The following is a 16,906-nucleotide window of genomic DNA, read 5'->3' as shown; positions in this document are numbered from 1 at the left end:
GCCCCTAAGGGAGCAGGACCGAGAGAAAGAGATGAACAAGATAAGCTAGTCCCGTAGCTCAGTTGGTTAGAGCACTACACTGATAATGTAGGGGTCAGCAGTTCAAATCTGCTCGGGACTACGAAAACGTTTGGGGAATTAGCTCAGCTGGCTAGAGCACCTGCCTTGCACGCAGGGGGTCAACGGTTCGAATCCGTTATTCTCCACGTCTCCGGGGAAGTGTATAGCGATATACTTCATATATACCGGAAAAAGAGTTCTTTGACATATTGAAAGAGAAAAAAAATTACAAGAGAAGACAACAGTATAGAGACAATACGTGTATGTGTTTGATGTAAAGAGGAGACCCTCGGTCAAGGCCGGACGAATCTTTACGTAGCATAGGTGTATATATATCAAAAGCAGCCGCATAGTAGCAAAAGGCTATGCCGGTGAAGAAAGTAAATAAGGGCACACGGGGGATGCCTAGGCTCTCAGAGGCGAAGAAGGACGTGATAAGCTGCGATAAGCTTTGGGGATTGGCAAATGCGACTTGATCCAGAGATTTCCGAATGGGGCAACCTGACTATTTGAAGAATAGTCGTATAAAACGCGAACGCGCTGAACTGAAACATCTAAGTAGGCGTAGGAGAAGAAAATAACAATGATTTCCCAAGTAGTGGCGAGCGAACGGGAAAGAGCCCAAACCGATCATGTTACGGCATGGTCGGGGTTGTAGGACCACGACATTGTACAGCGCTATGAACTGGAAGCAGGTGGGAAACTGCGCGACAAGGGTGAGAGCCCCGTACAGGTAAAGAATGTTGACATAGTGGTATCCTGAGTACCGCGGGACCGGAGAAATCCTGTGGGAATCCACCAGCACCATCTGGTAAGGCTAAATACTCCTGAGAGACCGATAGTGAACCAGTACCGTGAGGGAAAGGTGAAAAGAACCCCGAACAGGGGAGTGAAAAGAACCTGAAACCGTGTGCTTACAAGCGGTTGGAGCAGGCAGGTCCTGTGACAGCGTGCCTTTTGCATAATGAGCCTACGAGTTACTCTTGTCTGGCAAGGTTAAGTCCTTCAGGGACGCAGCCGAAGCGAAAGCGAGTCTTAATAGGGCGCATAGTCAGATGAGGTAGACGCGAAACCTTGTGATCTACCCTTGGGCAGGTTGAAGTTGCAGTAACATGTAATGGAGGACCGAACCGATAAACGTTGAAAAGTTTCCGGATGACCTGAGGGTAGGGGTGAAAGGCCAATCAAACTGGGAAATAGCTCGTACTCCCCGAAATGTTTTTAGGAACAGCGTCGGCGTAGAGTTTGATAGAGGTAGAGCTACCGATTGGGTGCGGGGGAGTCAAATCCTACCAAATCCAGACGAACTCCGAATGCTATCAAATATAGCCGGCAGTGAGGCTTTGGGTGCTAAGGTCCAAGGCCGAGAGGGAAAGAACCCAGACCATCAGCTAAGGTCCCCAAATTCGTTCTAAGTTGAACTAACGAGGTCCGGTTGCCCAGACAGCTAGGATGTTGGCTTGGAAGCAGCCATTCATTTAAAGAGTGCGTAACAGCTCACTAGTCGAGCGGCCGGGCGTGGATAATAAACGGGCATCAAGAACGGTACCGAAGCTATGGATTTGTACTGAAAGATGTGCATCTGGTAGGGGAGCATTCCATCGCCGGAGAAGCAGTTTGGCAATGAACTGTGGAGGTTATGGAAAAGCAAATGTAGGCATAAGTAACGATAAGGCGGGTGAGAAACCCGCCCACCGAAAGACCAAGGTTTCCTGATCAACGTTAATCGGATCAGGGTCAGTCGGGACCTAAGGCGCACCCGAAGGGGGCAAGCCGATGGACAACTGGTTAATATTCCAGTACTCTTCATAACTGCGATGTGGTGACGGAGTAGTGACACTGCCGCGAACTGACGGAATAGTTCGTTGAAAGGCGTAGGTATAGGGACGGTAGGCAAATCCGCCGACCCTGCTGAACCCCAATAGTACAGCAAAGCTCCGGTGGCGCTGATAGAGCAGGTAAACAGACTTCCAAGAAAACCCGCTAAGCTTCAGGTTATGAAGACCCGTACCGCAAACCGACACAGGTGGTCGAGGAGAGAATCCTAAGGTGCTCGAGTGAGTCATGGCTAAGGAACTCGGCAAAATGGCCCTGTAACTTCGGGAGAAGGGGCGCTGTCTCGTAAGAGCAGCCGCAGTGAAAAGGCCCAGGCGACTGTTTAACAAAAACATATGGCTTTGCAAAATCGCAAGATGAAGTATAAGGCCTGACACCTGCCCGGTGCTGGAAGGTTAAGAGGGGATGTCATCGCAAGAGAAGCATTGAATCGAAGCCCCAGTAAACGGCGGCCGTAACTATAACGGTCCTAAGGTAGCGAAATTCCTTGTCGGGTAAGTTCCGACCTGCACGAATGGTGTAACGATCTGGGCGCTGTCTCAGCCATGAGCTCGGTGAAATTGTGGTATCGGTGAAGACGCCGATTACCCGCAACGGGACGGAAAGACCCCATGCACCTTCACTATAGCTTAACATTGAGATTGGGTACAGGATGTGTAGGATAGGCGGGAGATGTTGAAGTGGCTTCGCCAGGAGTCATGGAATCAACCTTGAAATACCGCCCTTTCTGTATTCGGTTTCTAACTCCCTTATGGGGAGGACATTGTTTGGTGGGTAGTTTGACTGGGGTGGTCGCCTCCAAAAAGGTAACGGAGGCTTTCAAAGGTAAGCTCAGTACGCTTGGTAACCGTACGTGGAGTGCAATGGCATAAGCTTGCTTGACTGTGAGACCGACAAGTCGAACAGGGTCGAAAGACGGACATAGTGATCCGGTGGTTCTGTATGGAAGGGCCATCGCTCAAAGGATAAAAGGTACGCTGGGGATAACAGGCTGATCTCCCCCAAGAGCTCATATCGACGGGGAGGTTTGGCACCTCGATGTCGGCTCGTCACATCCTGGGGCTGGAGAAGGTCCCAAGGGTTGGGCTGTTCGCCCATTAAAGTGGCACGCGAGCTGGGTTCAGAACGTCGCGAGACAGTTCGGTCCCTATCTGTTGTGGGCGTTGGAAGTTTGAGTGGATCTGACCTTAGTACGAGAGGACCGGGTTGGACAGACCTCTGGTGAACCTGTTATGCCGCCAGGTGTACGGCAGGGTAGCTACGTCTGGAATAGATAAGCGCTGAAAGCATCTAAGTGCGAAACTAGCCACGAGATGAGACTTCCTTATAGGGTCGTAGAAGATGACTACGTTGATAGGCCATAGGTGTAAAGGTTGAGAGACCAAAGCCAAGTGGTACTAATAGCCCGAAGCTTTCTCAAGCAGACAGACACTGTTGTCTTCCTCTTTAATTTTTAAGAAACAAACAGAAACGAACCTCTTTCAATAGCTATGTCAGTTGGCATGAATAACATGATATGAATATCATAGATCAGCCAATAAAGATTTTTAGGTGCCTATATCGGCGGTGTCTACCTCTTCCCATTCCGAACAGAGCAGTCAAGCCCGCCAGAGCCGATGGTATTGCCGTAACAGGTGGGAGAGTAGGTCGGTGCCTTTTTTTACACGGAAGCCCTTGCTGGAAACAGTCAAGGGCTTCTTTCGTTTGGATACTTCCATGGCCATAACACTTCCGCCACTGACCATCACTGCATATCCTCTATATATTGTTTATCGCAGCACTCTGAAAGATAGCAGCTATTTTACTCAGGAGCTGAAGGTCAGATACCGCTATAATACCTATCGGTGGGAATATGCCCCGCTCTCCTGCTATAAAATGATGGCTTTGAAATGGTTCCTGGCGTGAGTCTGTGGGCTTTGGACGACGAACTACCTATTTCGGTTATTTTTACAGTTACATATCGTTAGCCACCGATTTATACTATTAATTATTGTAACTATCTCCCCCATTTTATATTCGCTACAGGGATACGGTTTTTTCTAAAGATATAGTGCCTTTCGATCGTTGTAATTGCCTATTGTTTGTTATTATTAGTCTCTATTATCAAGCAGCTTATAAAAAGAGTAACTTGTCTGAGAGAATGTACGAATTATAGAGCTGGGGTTGTTGTCGGATATTTCATCAGGGTTAGCCGTAGAATTAAACGATGATGGAGAAATTGTAGTTACCTTAATTAACTTATTTTGACAGCAAAACTACTCCTAAGTTTAAGTGTGAATTATGAATGACTGTTGGCTATATGGGAAAGTAAATGCGGGAAGAAAAACTAAGAAAAAAGGTATCTGTATTGCCAATGGTCTATAAGGAATACAAATACCTCAATTTTTCGGTTATTATCGTATTCCTGTAAAGAATACTGGTATTGTTTTAGTCTTCTTCAGTATAAAAGTCGATCAACGATGAGACATAAGGATCTTCCCACCCATCCGAAATGTTTTCGAAGTCTTCATCGGGTATATTTGTCTGTCTAATTTCCAAGGATGTTCCTTTTTTATGTTCATGCAGTTTTAGTGTGACAATGGAAGGGGTGTCTGTTTCACCGAAATACCATTCCTGTACAATTTTTGTCGATGGTTCCAGTTCCAAGAATCGGCCAGTTATAGCACCATCCCACAAAGAGAATTCCCCATTGACAGTAGCGTCTATTGACACAAGGTCGCCTGTCCAAAGACGCGCGGTAATTTCGGTCGTTAATGCAAGATACAGCTCCTCTGGAGTTGCAGGAATAATAGCATATTTCTTGAATTCTTTCATGGTGTAAAGTTACGCTTTCTTGTAATTTACCACTTATTTTGACTTCATTTTTATTTATCTTAATTTTATCGCAAACTATTAGCGCAACATGAGTAATTTTCTGCCAAATTCTTTAGTGAAAAAGTTAGGAGTGAATCCGTTATTTGATACTGATGCATTTATTAAGATACATGAGGAAGGTATTCGGGCGACGGCAATACGCCTAAACCCTAATAAATTAGAAGATTGTCCGTTTCCTAATGCAGGGCGAGTTCCCTGGTGCAATATGGCTTATTATCTTCAGGATCGTCCAGTATTTACATTAGACCCTTTATTTCATGCCGGAGCTTATTATCCACAGGATGCTTCTTCCATGTTCATAGATCATATTATTCAGCATTTAAAGTTACATACAGATAGTATTCGGGCATTGGATTTATGTGGTGCTCCAGGAGGAAAATCAACATTATTAAACAGTAGCTTACATCCGGAATCGCTCTTGGTTGCGAATGAAATTATTAAGACTAGGGTTACAATCCTGCAAGATAACCTAATGAAATGGGGTAATGCTAACACAGTAACTACAAATAATGACCCAGCGGCGTTTAATTGCCTTCCTGGATATTTCGATTTGATAGTTGTTGATGCCCCTTGTTCTGGATCAGGCATGTTTAGAAAAGATACCGATGCCATAGAAGAATGGTCTGAGGCTAATGTTAAGCTTTGTAGTGAAAGACAACAGCGGATTTTGGCCGAAAGTTTGGCTACGTTGAAAAAGGGTGGATATTTGTTCTACTCAACCTGTTCTTACTCTCCAGAGGAAAATGAGGATATCGTCGATTGGCTATTGGATAGTGGTGATTTCGAATCTGTTGAGGTAGCTATTGAAGAGCATTGGGGAATTGACCATACAAATTCTAATAAGCATCGTGCACACGGTTATCGATTTTACCCGCATAAATTAGGTGGAGAGGGCTTTTTTATTGCTGTCCTTAAGAAGGTTGGTGAGCAGGAGACATTCAATAGAAAGCGAAATAAACCGGAGAAATCAGATGTACCCAAAGGAATTTTAGATAATTGGATTTCGGATAGTGCTAGTTTTCATACTTTTCTTCATCATGAGAATGTATATATATTCCCAAAAATGTACGAGCATGATCTAAAGTATCTACAAAATGTACTTTATCTTAGGAACGCTGGAACAAATGTGGGAAAGCTCAACAGGAAAGAGTTAATACCAAGCCACGCACTGGCTTTGAGTAATCATTTGACCAAAGGCTTTCAATCGATGGAATTATCGCTTGAAGAAGCACGTAATTACCTTAGAAAGGAAAATGTAGTTGTGGATATGATCGGCGAAAGTCTCCAAGGATGGACAATAGCAAGTTTTAAAGATAAACCTTTGGGCTGGATGAAGGTGTTGACCAATCGAATCAATAACTATTACCCAAAAGAATTGAGGATTGTAAATTTGTAAAATTTATTTTTAGATATATGCGGGTTGAGCTTCGGAAGTACTGCTTATAAAAGTTTTTGCTTAAGAAAGGCTGATGATAATTGAACAGATATCTTTTGCAACTTCTTCTTTGGATTTTAGACTAAACTCATGGGTATTTCCCGATCGATCGATTATAGTGACTTTATTGGTATCGGTTGCAAATCCAGCTCCTTTATCCTGCATGGAATTAAGCACAATAAAATCCAGGTTTTTCCGAACTAATTTGTCTTTCGCATTCTCAAGCTCATTATTGGTTTCCAATGCAAATCCAACGAGCAATTGATTCTCTTTCTTTTTAGCGCCTAAAGTGGCCAAAATATCTGTTGTTTTCTTCAGTTCGATGGAAAATTCGCTTTCTTTCTTTTTTATTTTTTGGGTGGCGACCTTAACCGGTGTATAATCTGCCACAGCAGCGCTCATCACAACGATATCTGCCGCTTCAAAATGCGCTTCGCAGGCATTTAACATCTCTGCCGCAGAGGTTACTGAGATTGCATGTACACCTTCAGGTATTTTTAAGGCACTTGGCCCCGAAACTAAGGTCACATCTGCTCCAAGTACCTTAAGTTGTCCGGCGATAGCATAACCCATTTTTCCACTAGAATGATTACCAATGAAACGAACAGGGTCTATAGCTTCATAAGTTGGTCCTGCAGATACCAACGCTTTCTTTCCTGCTAAGGGCAAGTTTCCCTCCGAAAACTTAACTAAGAAATCCAGTATTTCTTCTGGTTCCGCCAAACGTCCCTCACCCACTAAGCCACTTGCCAATTCCCCTTTTCCCGGGGGAATTAGGGTATTACCATAAGAAATAAGCTTATTGATATTGCATTGTGTAGAAGGGTGTTTCCACATATCTAAATCCATTGCTGGAGCGAACAGCACCGGACATTTTGCGGATAGATATACAGCAGTAAGGAGGTTGTCGCAAAATCCATTGGCCATCTTAGCAAGTGTATTTGCTGTCGCTGGTGCGACTAAAATGTAATCCGCTTTTAGTGCAATTTCGACATGATTATTCCATTCCCCCGTATTGGGCTGATAGTAATCTATTAAAACAGGATTTTTGGAGAGTGTAGAAAGCGTAAGCGGGGTGATAAAGGCTGTCGCTTCTTTTGACATGATTACGTTAACCTGGGCATCTGCTTTTACCAACAGCCGAATGAGGGTTGCAATCTTGTATGCGGCAATACTGCCGCATACAGCAATTACAATATTTTTCCCAGCTAAAGCCATTGTTTAAGGATTAGTCCTGCTCTTTTGAAGGATTTCTGTAGTACACTTTATCGTGTAAAAATTCATCAATTGCAACCAAAGTAGGCTTCGGCATGCGTTCGTAATGTTTTGAAATCTCTATTTGCTCACGATTTTCGAATACCTCTTCTAAGTTATCGTTGTTACTTGCAAATTCTGCAAGTTTTCCGTTCAATTCTTCTTTAATGTCTACTGCAATTTGGTTCGCGCGTTTAGAAATAACTACAATAGATTCATAGAGATTGTCTGTGCCTTTGTCCAATTGTCTCAAGTCACGTGTAACTGTAGAGTTTGGAATTGAATTGTTATTTTTTTGACTCATCTTTTTGGGTATTTTCTTTTTCTTTTTTCGCCTTTTGTTCTTTGATATAAACTTCCTGTTCTGCAAGGGCCTTATTATACTCCTTCACTTGAGAGAGAGCGGTTTTAATTCCTTTCTCAGAGTCTTCGCGAAGAGATTCGGCCTCTTTCATATGTTTGCTATTTGGAAAATTACTAGCGAAGTTACGGTAATAATCCAAGGCTTCATCAAATCTACTTTCTTGTTTCAGGAAGATACTTTTGGATGCATATATGTATTGTGCTTTTAAGGTTAAAAACTCAATCTCTTCTGCATATTTTGTATCAGGATATTCTTTTAATACATTCTGTAATGCAATGACAGCGGCCCTATAATCATCATTAAGCCCCATGTCATAATACAGTCTCGCATTGGCAAATGCTTTAAGCTCAAGCTTATCTCTTAATTTCTGAATAAGATCGGCGGCTTCTTTGGACCGTTCCGATTCGGGATAGAGATTGACAAAGAGCTGTAATGCATCTATTGCCTTTCTTGTATTTGCTTGATCTAACGTCGATCTCGGGGAATCCAAGTAATAACAATAGGCATGCATAAATCTACATTCCTCTGCTCTTGCACTATTTGGATAAACATCCGCAAAATCTTTAAAGTGAAATGCTGCAGATGTATAATCTTTTAGACGGTAATTGGCAAATGCCAAATAATAGTAAATATTTTCTGCTTCAGCTTGTCCACGGAACTTGGTCCGCAAGTCATCAAACAAAACTAACGCCTTTGTATATTTCTTTTTCTCATAAAGTTTTACGGCCTCTTCGTACTTTTGAGCGATGTTATTGCTTGCGCGCAATTTCTCAAATTTACTTTTACAACCAGTAAATACCAATAGAAACATCATGCCGGCACAGATAGCCGCTATACGCCTATTTAAAAACATTTTACAAAGATAAGTGAATTTGTTATACTAATCAATTAAATTTTACTGCGCAATATAGTTTAATAATTATTTGATCGCAAAAACAACATTTCTTATTAACATTCTTTAACTCGATTGGAGCTAAGAAAAGGATATATTGTCATCTACTTGTTGTTTTTCCATTGGTAGCGAGGCCCAAAAATATACAATTTAAAATATTTGATTATCTTTACATATTACAATCATTGAATAGCATTAAGAGTATGACTTTAAAAGAAAAAGTGGAGCAAGCATTAGATACCTTGAGACCATATTTGGAGACTGATGGCGGAAATGTGAGTGTTGAAGAGATTACAGCGGATAATGTCGTGCGTTTAAAACTATTGGGAGCTTGTGCTTCATGTTCAATGAGCATTATGACCTTTAAAGCTGGTTTGGAGCAGGCGATTAAGAAAGCTGTTCCTGAAATTACAGCAGTGGAGGCTATTAATTTGACGGATCCCGATTCCCCAGAAGCAACTTTACCCCCTGTTAATTAGTTGTTCTATTAACACAATTTAACGGCTAGTTCGGCTACTTTTGTTTAAATTTGTTCTATGAAGTTGCTGGTTTCTATATTATTTGCTGTATTCCTGTTTTTTTATACCTCTGCTTTACATGCTCAGGAAAGGAAGATTATTCAGTATTCCGGTATCGTAACAACGGTTGGGTCTGGACTTCCTGTCGGTTATGCGACTGCCACAAATTTATCTTTTCGGAATGAAGCATTTGCGGCAAATAACGAGGGCTATTTTTCTTTTGTAGCGCATGTTGGAGACACCATTCGTTTTACTTCCGTCGGTTTTGATCCTTTAATTGTCACTATTCCAGAAGTTCCTGGAGATAAATATACCGCAAATATCATTATGCAAAACCTGGTTACGGAACTCCCGATGGTAACACCCTATCCATGGGCAAGCATCGAAGAGTTTAACATTGCATTTATGAATCTGGACGTTTCTGAAGATAACATCGTAAGAGTAAGGAGGTCCCTATCTTATGAGTCTTTGGCAGCTATGGCTGCTGTGATGCCACGTGATGGAAATGAAATGCGTTCAATTAACAATGCGCAGAGCTTTAATACGATGAATAATAAAGTCATCAACCAACGTTACGCTAATCCATTGTTAAACCCTTTCGCATGGGGCAGTTTAATCCAACAGATTACAAAAGGTAGTCAGAGCAGAAAAAGCTCCAGTTATTAATCAGTCGCCTTTAATTTATTTAATTCTCTGACACTTAATTTTGCTGAGAAATAGGAAACTAAACCAGAGATACTAGTTACCGTTACAAACACCAAAATGTAGTCACTCCAACTACTTACCATAGGATAGCTATCAATAATTGTATTAGCTCCATCTTCTACACGTATAATTCCATAGGCCGACTGGATATAATTGAATATGCCACCTATTAGTAGGCCTAATACACACCCAATAACGCCGATCATAAGGCCTTCATAAAAGAAAATACGTTGAATTAGATCATTTCCGCCACCTAGGCCTTTGAGGATTGTCATATCCTTTTGTTTGTCTAGCACAAGCATGGTTAAAGAGCCGACAATATTAAAGATCGCAATCACACTTATCAAGGTAAGTATAAAAAAGACTACCCAGCGTTCGACACGTACATTTTTATATAAAGTAGGATTTTGTTTTTCTCTATTCTTTACGATATAATCTGGCCCAACTTTCTTCTGTAAGGCTTGCCCAAATGAATTAATATCTACACCATCTTTTAGATAAAATTCAATCGATGAAACGCGATCATATTCTCCAAGAACTTCTTTCGCAAATGAAATCGGTGTAATAATCAAATTATCAAAATCTTGTTGATAGCGTAATACCCCTCCTGGAGAAATGGATCGGATATTGAACTCCTCAGCTGGATTTGAAGAATTTTTTACTCCTTTTCTTGGGGAATACACTTGAATTTGTTCCGTGGAGTTCTGCATGGGAATTGCCAGATTTGCCTGGACGCTGGCTCCTAAAATGGCAAGGTTAGTAGAATCATGGCTAACTTCGTATTGGCCATCTACGATAATACTGTCTCCGGTCTTTCTACTTAACGATTGGGGTTCGATGCCTTTTATATTTGCAATAAATTGTCTATTTGCATATTGTAGCAAGACCTTTTCTTGTAACACTTCGGTGTAATGAATCACGTTGGTATCTCTTCGTAACTCGGTGAAGACATTCTGTTTGCTGTCAAAAAGTTTTCCTTTTTGGGGCTCAATCTTCAACTCAGGGGCAAACTTACTGTACATCGAAAGGATCAACTGTTCCATACCATTGAAAGAAGACAGCAAAATAATCAGTGCTGCACTACTTACCATTACGCCGATAACACTAATAGATGAGATGATGTTAATGGCGTTTACTGATTTCTTAGAAAACAGATATCTTTTAGCAAATAGAAATGGCAGATTCATGGCTCCTATCCTCGGATAAATGGATTAGAATTCTTTTCAAAGCCAATCGTTGTGGATGGCCCATGCCCAGGATAGACGATCGTGTTGTCGGGTAAGGTATAAAGTTTTGTTTTTATGCTATCTAAAAGCTGCTGGTGATTTCCACCAGGAAGATCGGTACGGCCAATGCTATTGCGAAATAGGACATCTCCCCCGATCAAGAATTTTTGATCAGCTGAATAAAAGCAGATATGTGCTGGAGAATGTCCAGGTGCAAGAATGACTTTTAGCTCATCATTATCCAAATAAACGGTATCATCGTCATTTAGAAATGTTTCTCCAATTGGTGAAATGTCGTATCGGATGCCCATTTGGGGAGCGTAATTCTGAACCGCTACTAAAATCGGGACTTCACCTTCGTGGAACTGTGGGAGCAAGCCAAATTTTTCATGGACAAAACTATTCCCTAAAACATGGTCAATATGGCAATGTGTATTTAATAGGAGTGTCGGCTTGAGGTTATTGTTTGCCATGAAAGCTAATAGTTCTTGCTGATCTTGCTCGCCATACATCCCTGGATCAATGATAATAGCATTTCCTGACTCGTTATAGAGCAGGTAAGTATTTTCCTGATATGGATTGAACGTGAATGTTTTTATCGTAAGCATAGTGGTAAAATTACAGTTTTTATTGATTTCTAACTATTGAAAAGTCAACTATTCCAGATTTCCCAATTCTTTTCCGCCTGTAGAACCAGCATTTCATATCCGTTTTTGGTTCTGGCGCCTTTTTCTTTGCTTTTACGTAAAAAAGCTGTTTCCTCTGGGTTGTAAATCAAATCATAACAAAGGTGCCGCTCATTTAAATACTCGTAGGGAATGTTCGGAGATTCAGCTGTATTGGGAAATGTGCCCACTGGAGAACAGTTGATAATCACTGTATAGTCTGCTAGGATAGAAGCATTAAGTTCATCATAAGTGAACTGGCCTGTCTGTTTGGTTCTGCTTACTAAAGTATGTGTTATTCCAAGTTGATTCAGGGCATAAATGACAGCCTTTGCAGCACCCCCATTACCTAAAATCAAAGCCTTTTTATCCACCAAGGGATTTAGTAGCGGCTTTAGCGATGCCTCAAAACCATAGGCATCAGTATTGTAGCCTTTTAGGTGTGTTGCGCCATCTGAGGTATGACTGATTCGAATACAGTTTACAGCTTGTATTGTCCGAGCTTCTTCCGAGAGCTCGTCCAAGTAATCCATAACCGCTATTTTGTAAGGAATAGTTACATTGACTCCATAGAAATCTTTATTGGAAGCAATAGTTGTAAAATCGGCTATTTGAGCAAGTGGATATAAATCGTAATCCACATCGATAATATGTTCTTGATGAAATTTTTCTAAATAATATTTTTTTGAAAAGGAATGCCCTAATGGGTATCCTATTAAGCCTAATTTTTTCATTTGAATTGCGAAAAGTGCATTGTGGGAACAGGAATATATCTTCAATTTAATAGCCGGTCGTTGCCACGCAATGACCGGATAGTGTGCCTATGCTGTGTTAATCTTTCGGCTTTGTATATTTTTTTACAATTTCAGTAATGATCTGATTTCCTTGTAGCTGGGGAAGGTAATCAAAAAGAATATGATGCTTATTGGGATCAGTCGCTAAGCCAAGCTCTAAAAAGTTAAGCGCTTCATTGTATTGTCCATTGGCAAACAGATAAGCAACCACACGATAGTACAGTTCTGCTGCATTTGGATTTTGTGTGATGGCATCGGATATTACATTAATAGCTTCTTCAATTTTACTTTGTTCAAATAGAATTGAGGAATAATCGAGCCACGCATCTATATCTGTTGGGTTTAAAGCGACGACCTTTTTATAGGCTTCTTCTGCAAGATCTATTTGTTGTAGTTTGTATCGGGCATCAGCAATCGCAAACCAGTAATCGGGGTTTGTATCCTCCAGTTCCAATGCTTTTTTATAAAAATGAAGTGATTCAAAATAGCGTTCTTCGAAATCTAAGGTCACCCCAATACCGAACCAGGCATCAGCAAGCTCCGCATCCAATTTTACTGCCTTTTTGTAATAATTGCGGGCTTCTTCCATCTGCTCAAGTTTTTCATAACATTCGCCTATCGCACAATAAGTATCAGCACTTGGTTGTTCATACTCAAATGTTTGTTTGTAAACATCCAATGCTTCTTGATAGCGGTCTAAATTGACAAGAGCGTTACCCTTATTGAAATAAGCTGAAGAAAAATCTTCCTTAATTAAGATAGCATAGTCGTATGCATCTAAAGCTTCCTCAAACCGGCTGATTTTATGGTAAGAGTTTCCCAAATTGTACCAAGCATAGTAGGAGTATGGGTCTGAATCAATGTACTTTTTATAAAAGGAGATGCTTTCCTCTTGTCTATCCAATACATCATAACAGTAGGCCAATTCATAGAGTGCTTCCTGGTAATCCATGTTGAGCTCAAGTGCTTTCTTGAGATAAATTATTGCTTTGTCATAATTCATCTGCGCTTGAAAGATCATGGCAATATGGAAATAGACCTCATCTTTATTATCTAATAGCGGAAGTGCTTTGAAGAGCTGTTCCAAGGCATTATCAAACTGGCCGATGCTGCCTAATATGCCGCCACGGATCAAGAAAATGTCACCTTCAGACGCTTCTAATAATTCCGCTTTATCAAGCGCCGTGAGTGCATTCTGATATTGTTGAATCGATGAAAACAGCTGTGCCTGTTTCAACAGAAATGTAATATCAAAAGGGTGTTGGCTGATCGCAAATTCGGTAACCTGTAGAGCCTTAACAGGGTCATTTTTTTCAGCATAGTAATCAATAATTCCTTCAAAAGCTTTGGAGTCAAAAAAATACTGATCCTCGTTTCGAAGCATTTCCTCATATCTGTCTACCGAGATTTTCCTTTCCTCGGGGTTTTCATATTCAAAATCCTCTTCCATTCTCAAAAGTTTAAAACCAGTATTCTGTTCCTTAATTCAAAATACTAATTTCTTATCTAATTTGTTCGAACTAATTTTCCACAAATTGGATATCCTCTACAAAGTTAAGGATAAATACGGGTAAAATAAAAAAGCCGGCTTTAAAGCCGGCTCTTATTATAATGTATAAGTTATATACGATTATTTTTTGATCTCAACACGACGGTTTTGAACACGACCTTCTTCAGTAGCATTAGAAGCAACTGGGTTTTTCTCTCCGTAACCTTTAGCAGTGATGCTTGATGAAGAAACACCAGCGTTTACTAAATATTGTTTTACAGAGTTAGCACGGTCTTTAGATAAAGTTAAGTTATAAGCTTCAGAACCTTCAGCAGATGCATAACCATCTAATTGTACAGCAGAGTTGTTATCACGTAACTCTTTAGCCAATTTGTCTAATGTAGAGTAAGATGAAGTTTTCAATACTGAGCTATCAAATTCAAATTGAATTGGAGCGTAGTAACCGTTAGATGTAACGTTGTTAACAACTGGCTCTGGGAATTTGATTGGACATCCTGAACCATCTACTGGAGTACCAGCTGGAGTACCAGGACATTTGTCAAATTTATCAGAAACACCGTCACCATCAGCATCAGCGCTTAATGTGTTAACAGTACCTTCTAAAGTGCTTACACGTTGTTTCAATGCTTCAACTTCGTTTCTCAATGAAGGATCTTTCAACTCATCGTACAATGTAGCAACTGGGTTAGCAAAAGTCAAGTTTTGTTTGTCTTTCGAACCTAAAGTGAATTCTAAACCAGCCATAACTGTAGAGAATTTACCTTTGTAAGAAGATTGACGAGCTGGACCGTAGATTTGATCATCAGCAAAGTTCATTGTATAACCTAAGTTCAATGCTACTACTTCAGATAATTTGAATTTAGCACCAACACCTACAGGAACGAAAGCTGTCAATTTGTTGTCGCGGTCACCTTTTTTCTCGCGATCACCAACGATATCCTCTCCCCATTTACCTTTGTTATCATAAACAACTTTTCCGTTGAAGTCATTTCCATCGTATTGAACAGGGTTGTAAGCCATAGCTCCCAAACCTACTTTAGCATAGAAATTAACTGCATTTTCTCTTCTCAAGAAATCGATTGTACCCAATTGGAATACACCGTTTAAGCTAGCAGCCCAGTTTACGTCAGTTTTTACTGAGCGAGCGCCTAATGCGTTTTCTGCAGCAGGACCAGAAAGATCATGGTTGTAAGTTTTGATCTTACCACGGTTTGCTTCAACTTCTAAACCAAATAAGTGAGAGAATTGCTTACGTACTGTCAAACCATAGTACTCACCTACTTTATTTTGGAAGTAACCTACTTTTTGACCAAAAGCGTTACCACCACCGATTACGTTGTTCGGTGTAGTAATACCACCTTGCACTCCGATAGACCAAGTTCTGTATTGTGATCTACCACCGAATACTTGTTGAGCTTGTGCTGTACCAGCGAAACCTAAAGCGGCAACTAATGTAGCAGCAACAGCTGTTTTTTTAATTGTAGAATAGTTCATACTCTTGTTTTTAAGGTTATTATTAATTTTAATTGTTTTCAAATTTAATTATTGTATTAACACATGGAACAGTACAATTGCCGTGCCAAAGTCTTAAAATTATGTTAAAATTTTGTTTTTGCTATATTTTGTACTAAATTAAGTATTTAATGTGAAACAACAAAACAAAAATCCGCTACGAAAGTACCAAATTTTTGTTTTGTTTCAATAGGTTTAAGAAAAAAATTAAGGTTTTTTTTTCTAAAGCAAATAATGTACGATCAATAACGACAATCCACCCAATACCGCTGAAACTGGAATTGTCAATATCCAAGCCCATAATAAGCTGATTGTGACCCCCCAACGTACTGCCGAAACACGTTTGACGACCCCTACACCGATGATTGCACCGGTAATGGTGTGCGTTGTTGAAGCTGGGATCCCAAAATGTTCGGTGATACCTAATGTTACAGCTCCTGCGGATTCAGCACAAACACCCTCCAAAGGAGTTACTTTTGTGATTTTGGTTCCCATTGTTTTTACAATTTTCCATCCGCCACTCATTGTTCCAGCGGCTATTGCTGCGTAACAAGTCAATGGAATCCACTCTGGCATGTGTTCAGTCGTTGGGACATAACCACCGGCTACCATGGCTACAAGGATAATTCCCATTACTTTCTGTGCATCATTACCTCCATGCGCAAAGCTCAAGGCTGCTGATGAAACAAGTTGCAATACCTTGAACCATTTTTCGGCAACACTTGGACGGGAGTTTTTTGCTAGGTTGATTACAATCAATGTGATGATAACCGATATCGTCATACCTATAATAGGCGCAAGTACGATAAAAGCAATAATCTTTAATGTCGCATCGATATTGATTGCATGAATCGGATCTGCGCCCAGAATAAAAGCGTAAGCCATACCTGATCCGGCAAAACCACCAATAAGTGTATGGGACGAACTTGATGGTACACCATAATACCATGTAAATAAGTTCCAGCCAATCGCTGCAAGTAACCCCGCAAAAATAACTTCCAAGGTAATGTATTCTTCCAATACCGTTTTTGCAATAGTATTGGCTACTTTATGATCGGTAAAGTAGAAGTAAGCTGCAAAGTTGAATATTGCAGCCCATAAAACCGCCATTGCTGGCGTTAAGACTTTTGTTGATACAACTGTCGCAATAGAGTTGGCTGCATCATGGAATCCATTGATGTAGTCAAAAGCAATTGCAAGGACAATCACAACAACGAGTAATGTTGACATCATAATCTCGTAGAATTTTTGTGCACTTAAA

General features: G+C 40.6%; 13 protein-coding genes, 2 tRNA genes and 2 rRNA genes. 7 read left to right on the top strand and 10 right to left on the bottom strand.

Annotated elements, in window-relative coordinates; translation table 11 throughout:
- The first annotated feature begins 47 nt into the window (after positions 1-47).
- The 4 genes from ACLCDV_RS25555 to rrf all read left to right on the top strand — a co-directional run bounded on the left by ACLCDV_RS25555 (position 48) and on the right by rrf (position 3,555).
- Positions 48-121, top strand: a tRNA-Ile gene (locus tag ACLCDV_RS25555).
- An 11-nt stretch (positions 122-132) separates the two neighbouring features.
- Positions 133-206, top strand: a tRNA-Ala gene (locus ACLCDV_RS25550).
- A gap of 228 nt (positions 207-434) precedes the next feature.
- Positions 435-3,316 (top strand): 23S ribosomal RNA (locus ACLCDV_RS25545).
- 127 nt (positions 3,317-3,443) lie between these two features.
- Positions 3,444-3,555: ribosomal RNA gene (gene rrf / locus ACLCDV_RS25540) — 5S ribosomal RNA — on the top strand.
- A gap of 768 nt (positions 3,556-4,323) precedes the next feature.
- Here rrf and ACLCDV_RS25535 read toward each other — a convergent pair.
- Positions 4,324-4,710, bottom strand: a complete 387-nt coding sequence (locus tag ACLCDV_RS25535) for an SRPBCC domain-containing protein (protein ID WP_411972545.1) — start codon at positions 4,708-4,710, stop codon at positions 4,324-4,326.
- A gap of 88 nt (positions 4,711-4,798) precedes the next feature.
- Here ACLCDV_RS25535 and ACLCDV_RS25530 point away from each other — a divergent pair, with 88 nt between their 5' ends.
- Positions 4,799-6,166: a methyltransferase RsmF C-terminal domain-like protein gene (locus ACLCDV_RS25530; RefSeq protein WP_411972544.1), complete on the top strand. Its 1,368-nt coding sequence runs from the start codon at positions 4,799-4,801 to the stop codon at positions 6,164-6,166.
- 60 nt (positions 6,167-6,226) lie between these two features.
- Here ACLCDV_RS25530 and coaBC read toward each other — a convergent pair whose 3' ends face one another.
- From coaBC to ACLCDV_RS25515, 3 genes are read right to left on the bottom strand one after another with little or no spacing between them, the layout of a single operon-like run.
- Positions 6,227-7,423 (bottom strand): bifunctional phosphopantothenoylcysteine decarboxylase/phosphopantothenate--cysteine ligase CoaBC, encoded by a 1,197-nt coding sequence (gene coaBC, locus ACLCDV_RS25525; protein ID WP_411972543.1) that lies wholly within the window; start codon positions 7,421-7,423, stop codon positions 6,227-6,229.
- Between the two features lie 10 nt (positions 7,424-7,433).
- Positions 7,434-7,763 carry a DNA-directed RNA polymerase subunit omega gene (locus ACLCDV_RS25520; RefSeq protein WP_075990346.1) on the bottom strand — a complete coding sequence of 110 codons (330 nt, stop codon included), beginning with the start codon at positions 7,761-7,763 and terminating at the stop codon, positions 7,434-7,436.
- Positions 7,747-8,676, bottom strand: a complete 930-nt coding sequence (locus ACLCDV_RS25515) for an outer membrane protein assembly factor BamD (protein ID WP_317669059.1) — start codon at positions 8,674-8,676, stop codon at positions 7,747-7,749. Before ACLCDV_RS25515 ends, ACLCDV_RS25520 begins: the two co-directional genes overlap by 17 nt.
- Positions 8,677-8,918: 242 nt before the next feature.
- On the opposite strand from ACLCDV_RS25515, the gene ACLCDV_RS25510 reads away from it, so the two are divergent.
- The gene (locus ACLCDV_RS25510) at positions 8,919-9,194 is read left to right on the top strand and encodes a NifU family protein (RefSeq protein WP_075990344.1); all 276 of its coding nucleotides are present in this window, start codon (positions 8,919-8,921) and stop codon (positions 9,192-9,194) included.
- A gap of 57 nt (positions 9,195-9,251) precedes the next feature.
- Positions 9,252-9,899, top strand: a complete 648-nt coding sequence (locus ACLCDV_RS25505; protein ID WP_333577411.1) for a hypothetical protein — start codon at positions 9,252-9,254, stop codon at positions 9,897-9,899.
- Here ACLCDV_RS25505 and ACLCDV_RS25500 read toward each other — a convergent pair.
- The 6 genes from ACLCDV_RS25500 to ACLCDV_RS25475 all read right to left on the bottom strand — a co-directional run bounded on the left by ACLCDV_RS25500 (position 9,896) and on the right by ACLCDV_RS25475 (position 16,878).
- A complete protein-coding gene (locus ACLCDV_RS25500) occupies positions 9,896-11,125 on the bottom strand; it encodes an FtsX-like permease family protein (protein ID WP_411972542.1) in 1,230 nt (409 codons plus the stop codon). The genes ACLCDV_RS25505 and ACLCDV_RS25500 overlap by 4 nt on opposite strands.
- Positions 11,126-11,130: 5 nt before the next feature.
- The gene (locus ACLCDV_RS25495; protein ID WP_411972541.1) at positions 11,131-11,772 is read right to left on the bottom strand and encodes an MBL fold metallo-hydrolase; all 642 of its coding nucleotides are present in this window, start codon (positions 11,770-11,772) and stop codon (positions 11,131-11,133) included.
- 44 nt (positions 11,773-11,816) lie between these two features.
- Entirely contained in the window at positions 11,817-12,563 is a 747-nt protein-coding gene (gene aroE / locus ACLCDV_RS25490; protein ID WP_317669063.1) for a shikimate dehydrogenase, read from the bottom strand.
- 97 nt (positions 12,564-12,660) lie between these two features.
- Entirely contained in the window at positions 12,661-14,073 is a 1,413-nt protein-coding gene (locus ACLCDV_RS25485) for a tetratricopeptide repeat protein (protein ID WP_411972540.1), read from the bottom strand.
- A gap of 180 nt (positions 14,074-14,253) precedes the next feature.
- Complete coding sequence (locus ACLCDV_RS25480; RefSeq protein ID WP_317669764.1) at positions 14,254-15,627, bottom strand: OmpA family protein; 1,374 nt, start codon at positions 15,625-15,627, stop codon at positions 14,254-14,256.
- Positions 15,628-15,867: 240 nt separating this feature from the next.
- On the bottom strand, positions 15,868-16,878 hold the full coding sequence (locus tag ACLCDV_RS25475; protein WP_317669065.1) for an inorganic phosphate transporter: 1,011 nt from the start codon (positions 16,876-16,878) through the stop codon (positions 15,868-15,870).
- Positions 16,879-16,906: the final 28 nt, after the last annotated feature.

It is taken from the genome of Sphingobacterium sp. Lzh-3 (assembly GCF_046764375.1).
In the GTDB taxonomy this organism is placed as follows: Bacteria; Bacteroidota; Bacteroidia; order Sphingobacteriales; family Sphingobacteriaceae; genus Sphingobacterium.
Note: the sequence above shows the minus strand (reverse complement) of the source record. Positions and strands in the feature narration are given on the sequence as shown.

What these genes read in the sequence shown, in the direction of transcription:
- ACLCDV_RS25485 (WP_411972540.1), bottom strand. Translation starts at nt 14,073, where the DNA reads ATGGAAGAGGATTTTGAATATGAAAACCCCGAGGAAAGGAAAATCTCG.
- ACLCDV_RS25505 (WP_333577411.1), top strand. Translation starts at nt 9,252, where the DNA reads ATGAAGTTGCTGGTTTCTATATTATTTGCTGTATTCCTGTTTTTTTAT.
- ACLCDV_RS25535 (WP_411972545.1), bottom strand. Translation starts at nt 4,710, where the DNA reads ATGAAAGAATTCAAGAAATATGCTATTATTCCTGCAACTCCAGAGGAG.
- ACLCDV_RS25495 (WP_411972541.1), bottom strand. Translation starts at nt 11,772, where the DNA reads ATGCTTACGATAAAAACATTCACGTTCAATCCATATCAGGAAAATACT.
- ACLCDV_RS25500 (WP_411972542.1), bottom strand. Translation starts at nt 11,125, where the DNA reads ATGAATCTGCCATTTCTATTTGCTAAAAGATATCTGTTTTCTAAGAAA.
- ACLCDV_RS25515 (WP_317669059.1), bottom strand. Translation starts at nt 8,676, where the DNA reads ATGTTTTTAAATAGGCGTATAGCGGCTATCTGTGCCGGCATGATGTTT.
- ACLCDV_RS25530 (WP_411972544.1), top strand. Translation starts at nt 4,799, where the DNA reads ATGAGTAATTTTCTGCCAAATTCTTTAGTGAAAAAGTTAGGAGTGAAT.
- ACLCDV_RS25475 (WP_317669065.1), bottom strand. Translation starts at nt 16,878, where the DNA reads ATGATGTCAACATTACTCGTTGTTGTGATTGTCCTTGCAATTGCTTTT.
- coaBC (WP_411972543.1), bottom strand. Translation starts at nt 7,423, where the DNA reads ATGGCTTTAGCTGGGAAAAATATTGTAATTGCTGTATGCGGCAGTATT.
- ACLCDV_RS25510 (WP_075990344.1), top strand. Translation starts at nt 8,919, where the DNA reads ATGACTTTAAAAGAAAAAGTGGAGCAAGCATTAGATACCTTGAGACCA.
- ACLCDV_RS25520 (WP_075990346.1), bottom strand. Translation starts at nt 7,763, where the DNA reads ATGAGTCAAAAAAATAACAATTCAATTCCAAACTCTACAGTTACACGT.
- ACLCDV_RS25480 (WP_317669764.1), bottom strand. Translation starts at nt 15,627, where the DNA reads ATGAACTATTCTACAATTAAAAAAACAGCTGTTGCTGCTACATTAGTT.
- aroE (WP_317669063.1), bottom strand. Translation starts at nt 12,563, where the DNA reads ATGAAAAAATTAGGCTTAATAGGATACCCATTAGGGCATTCCTTTTCA.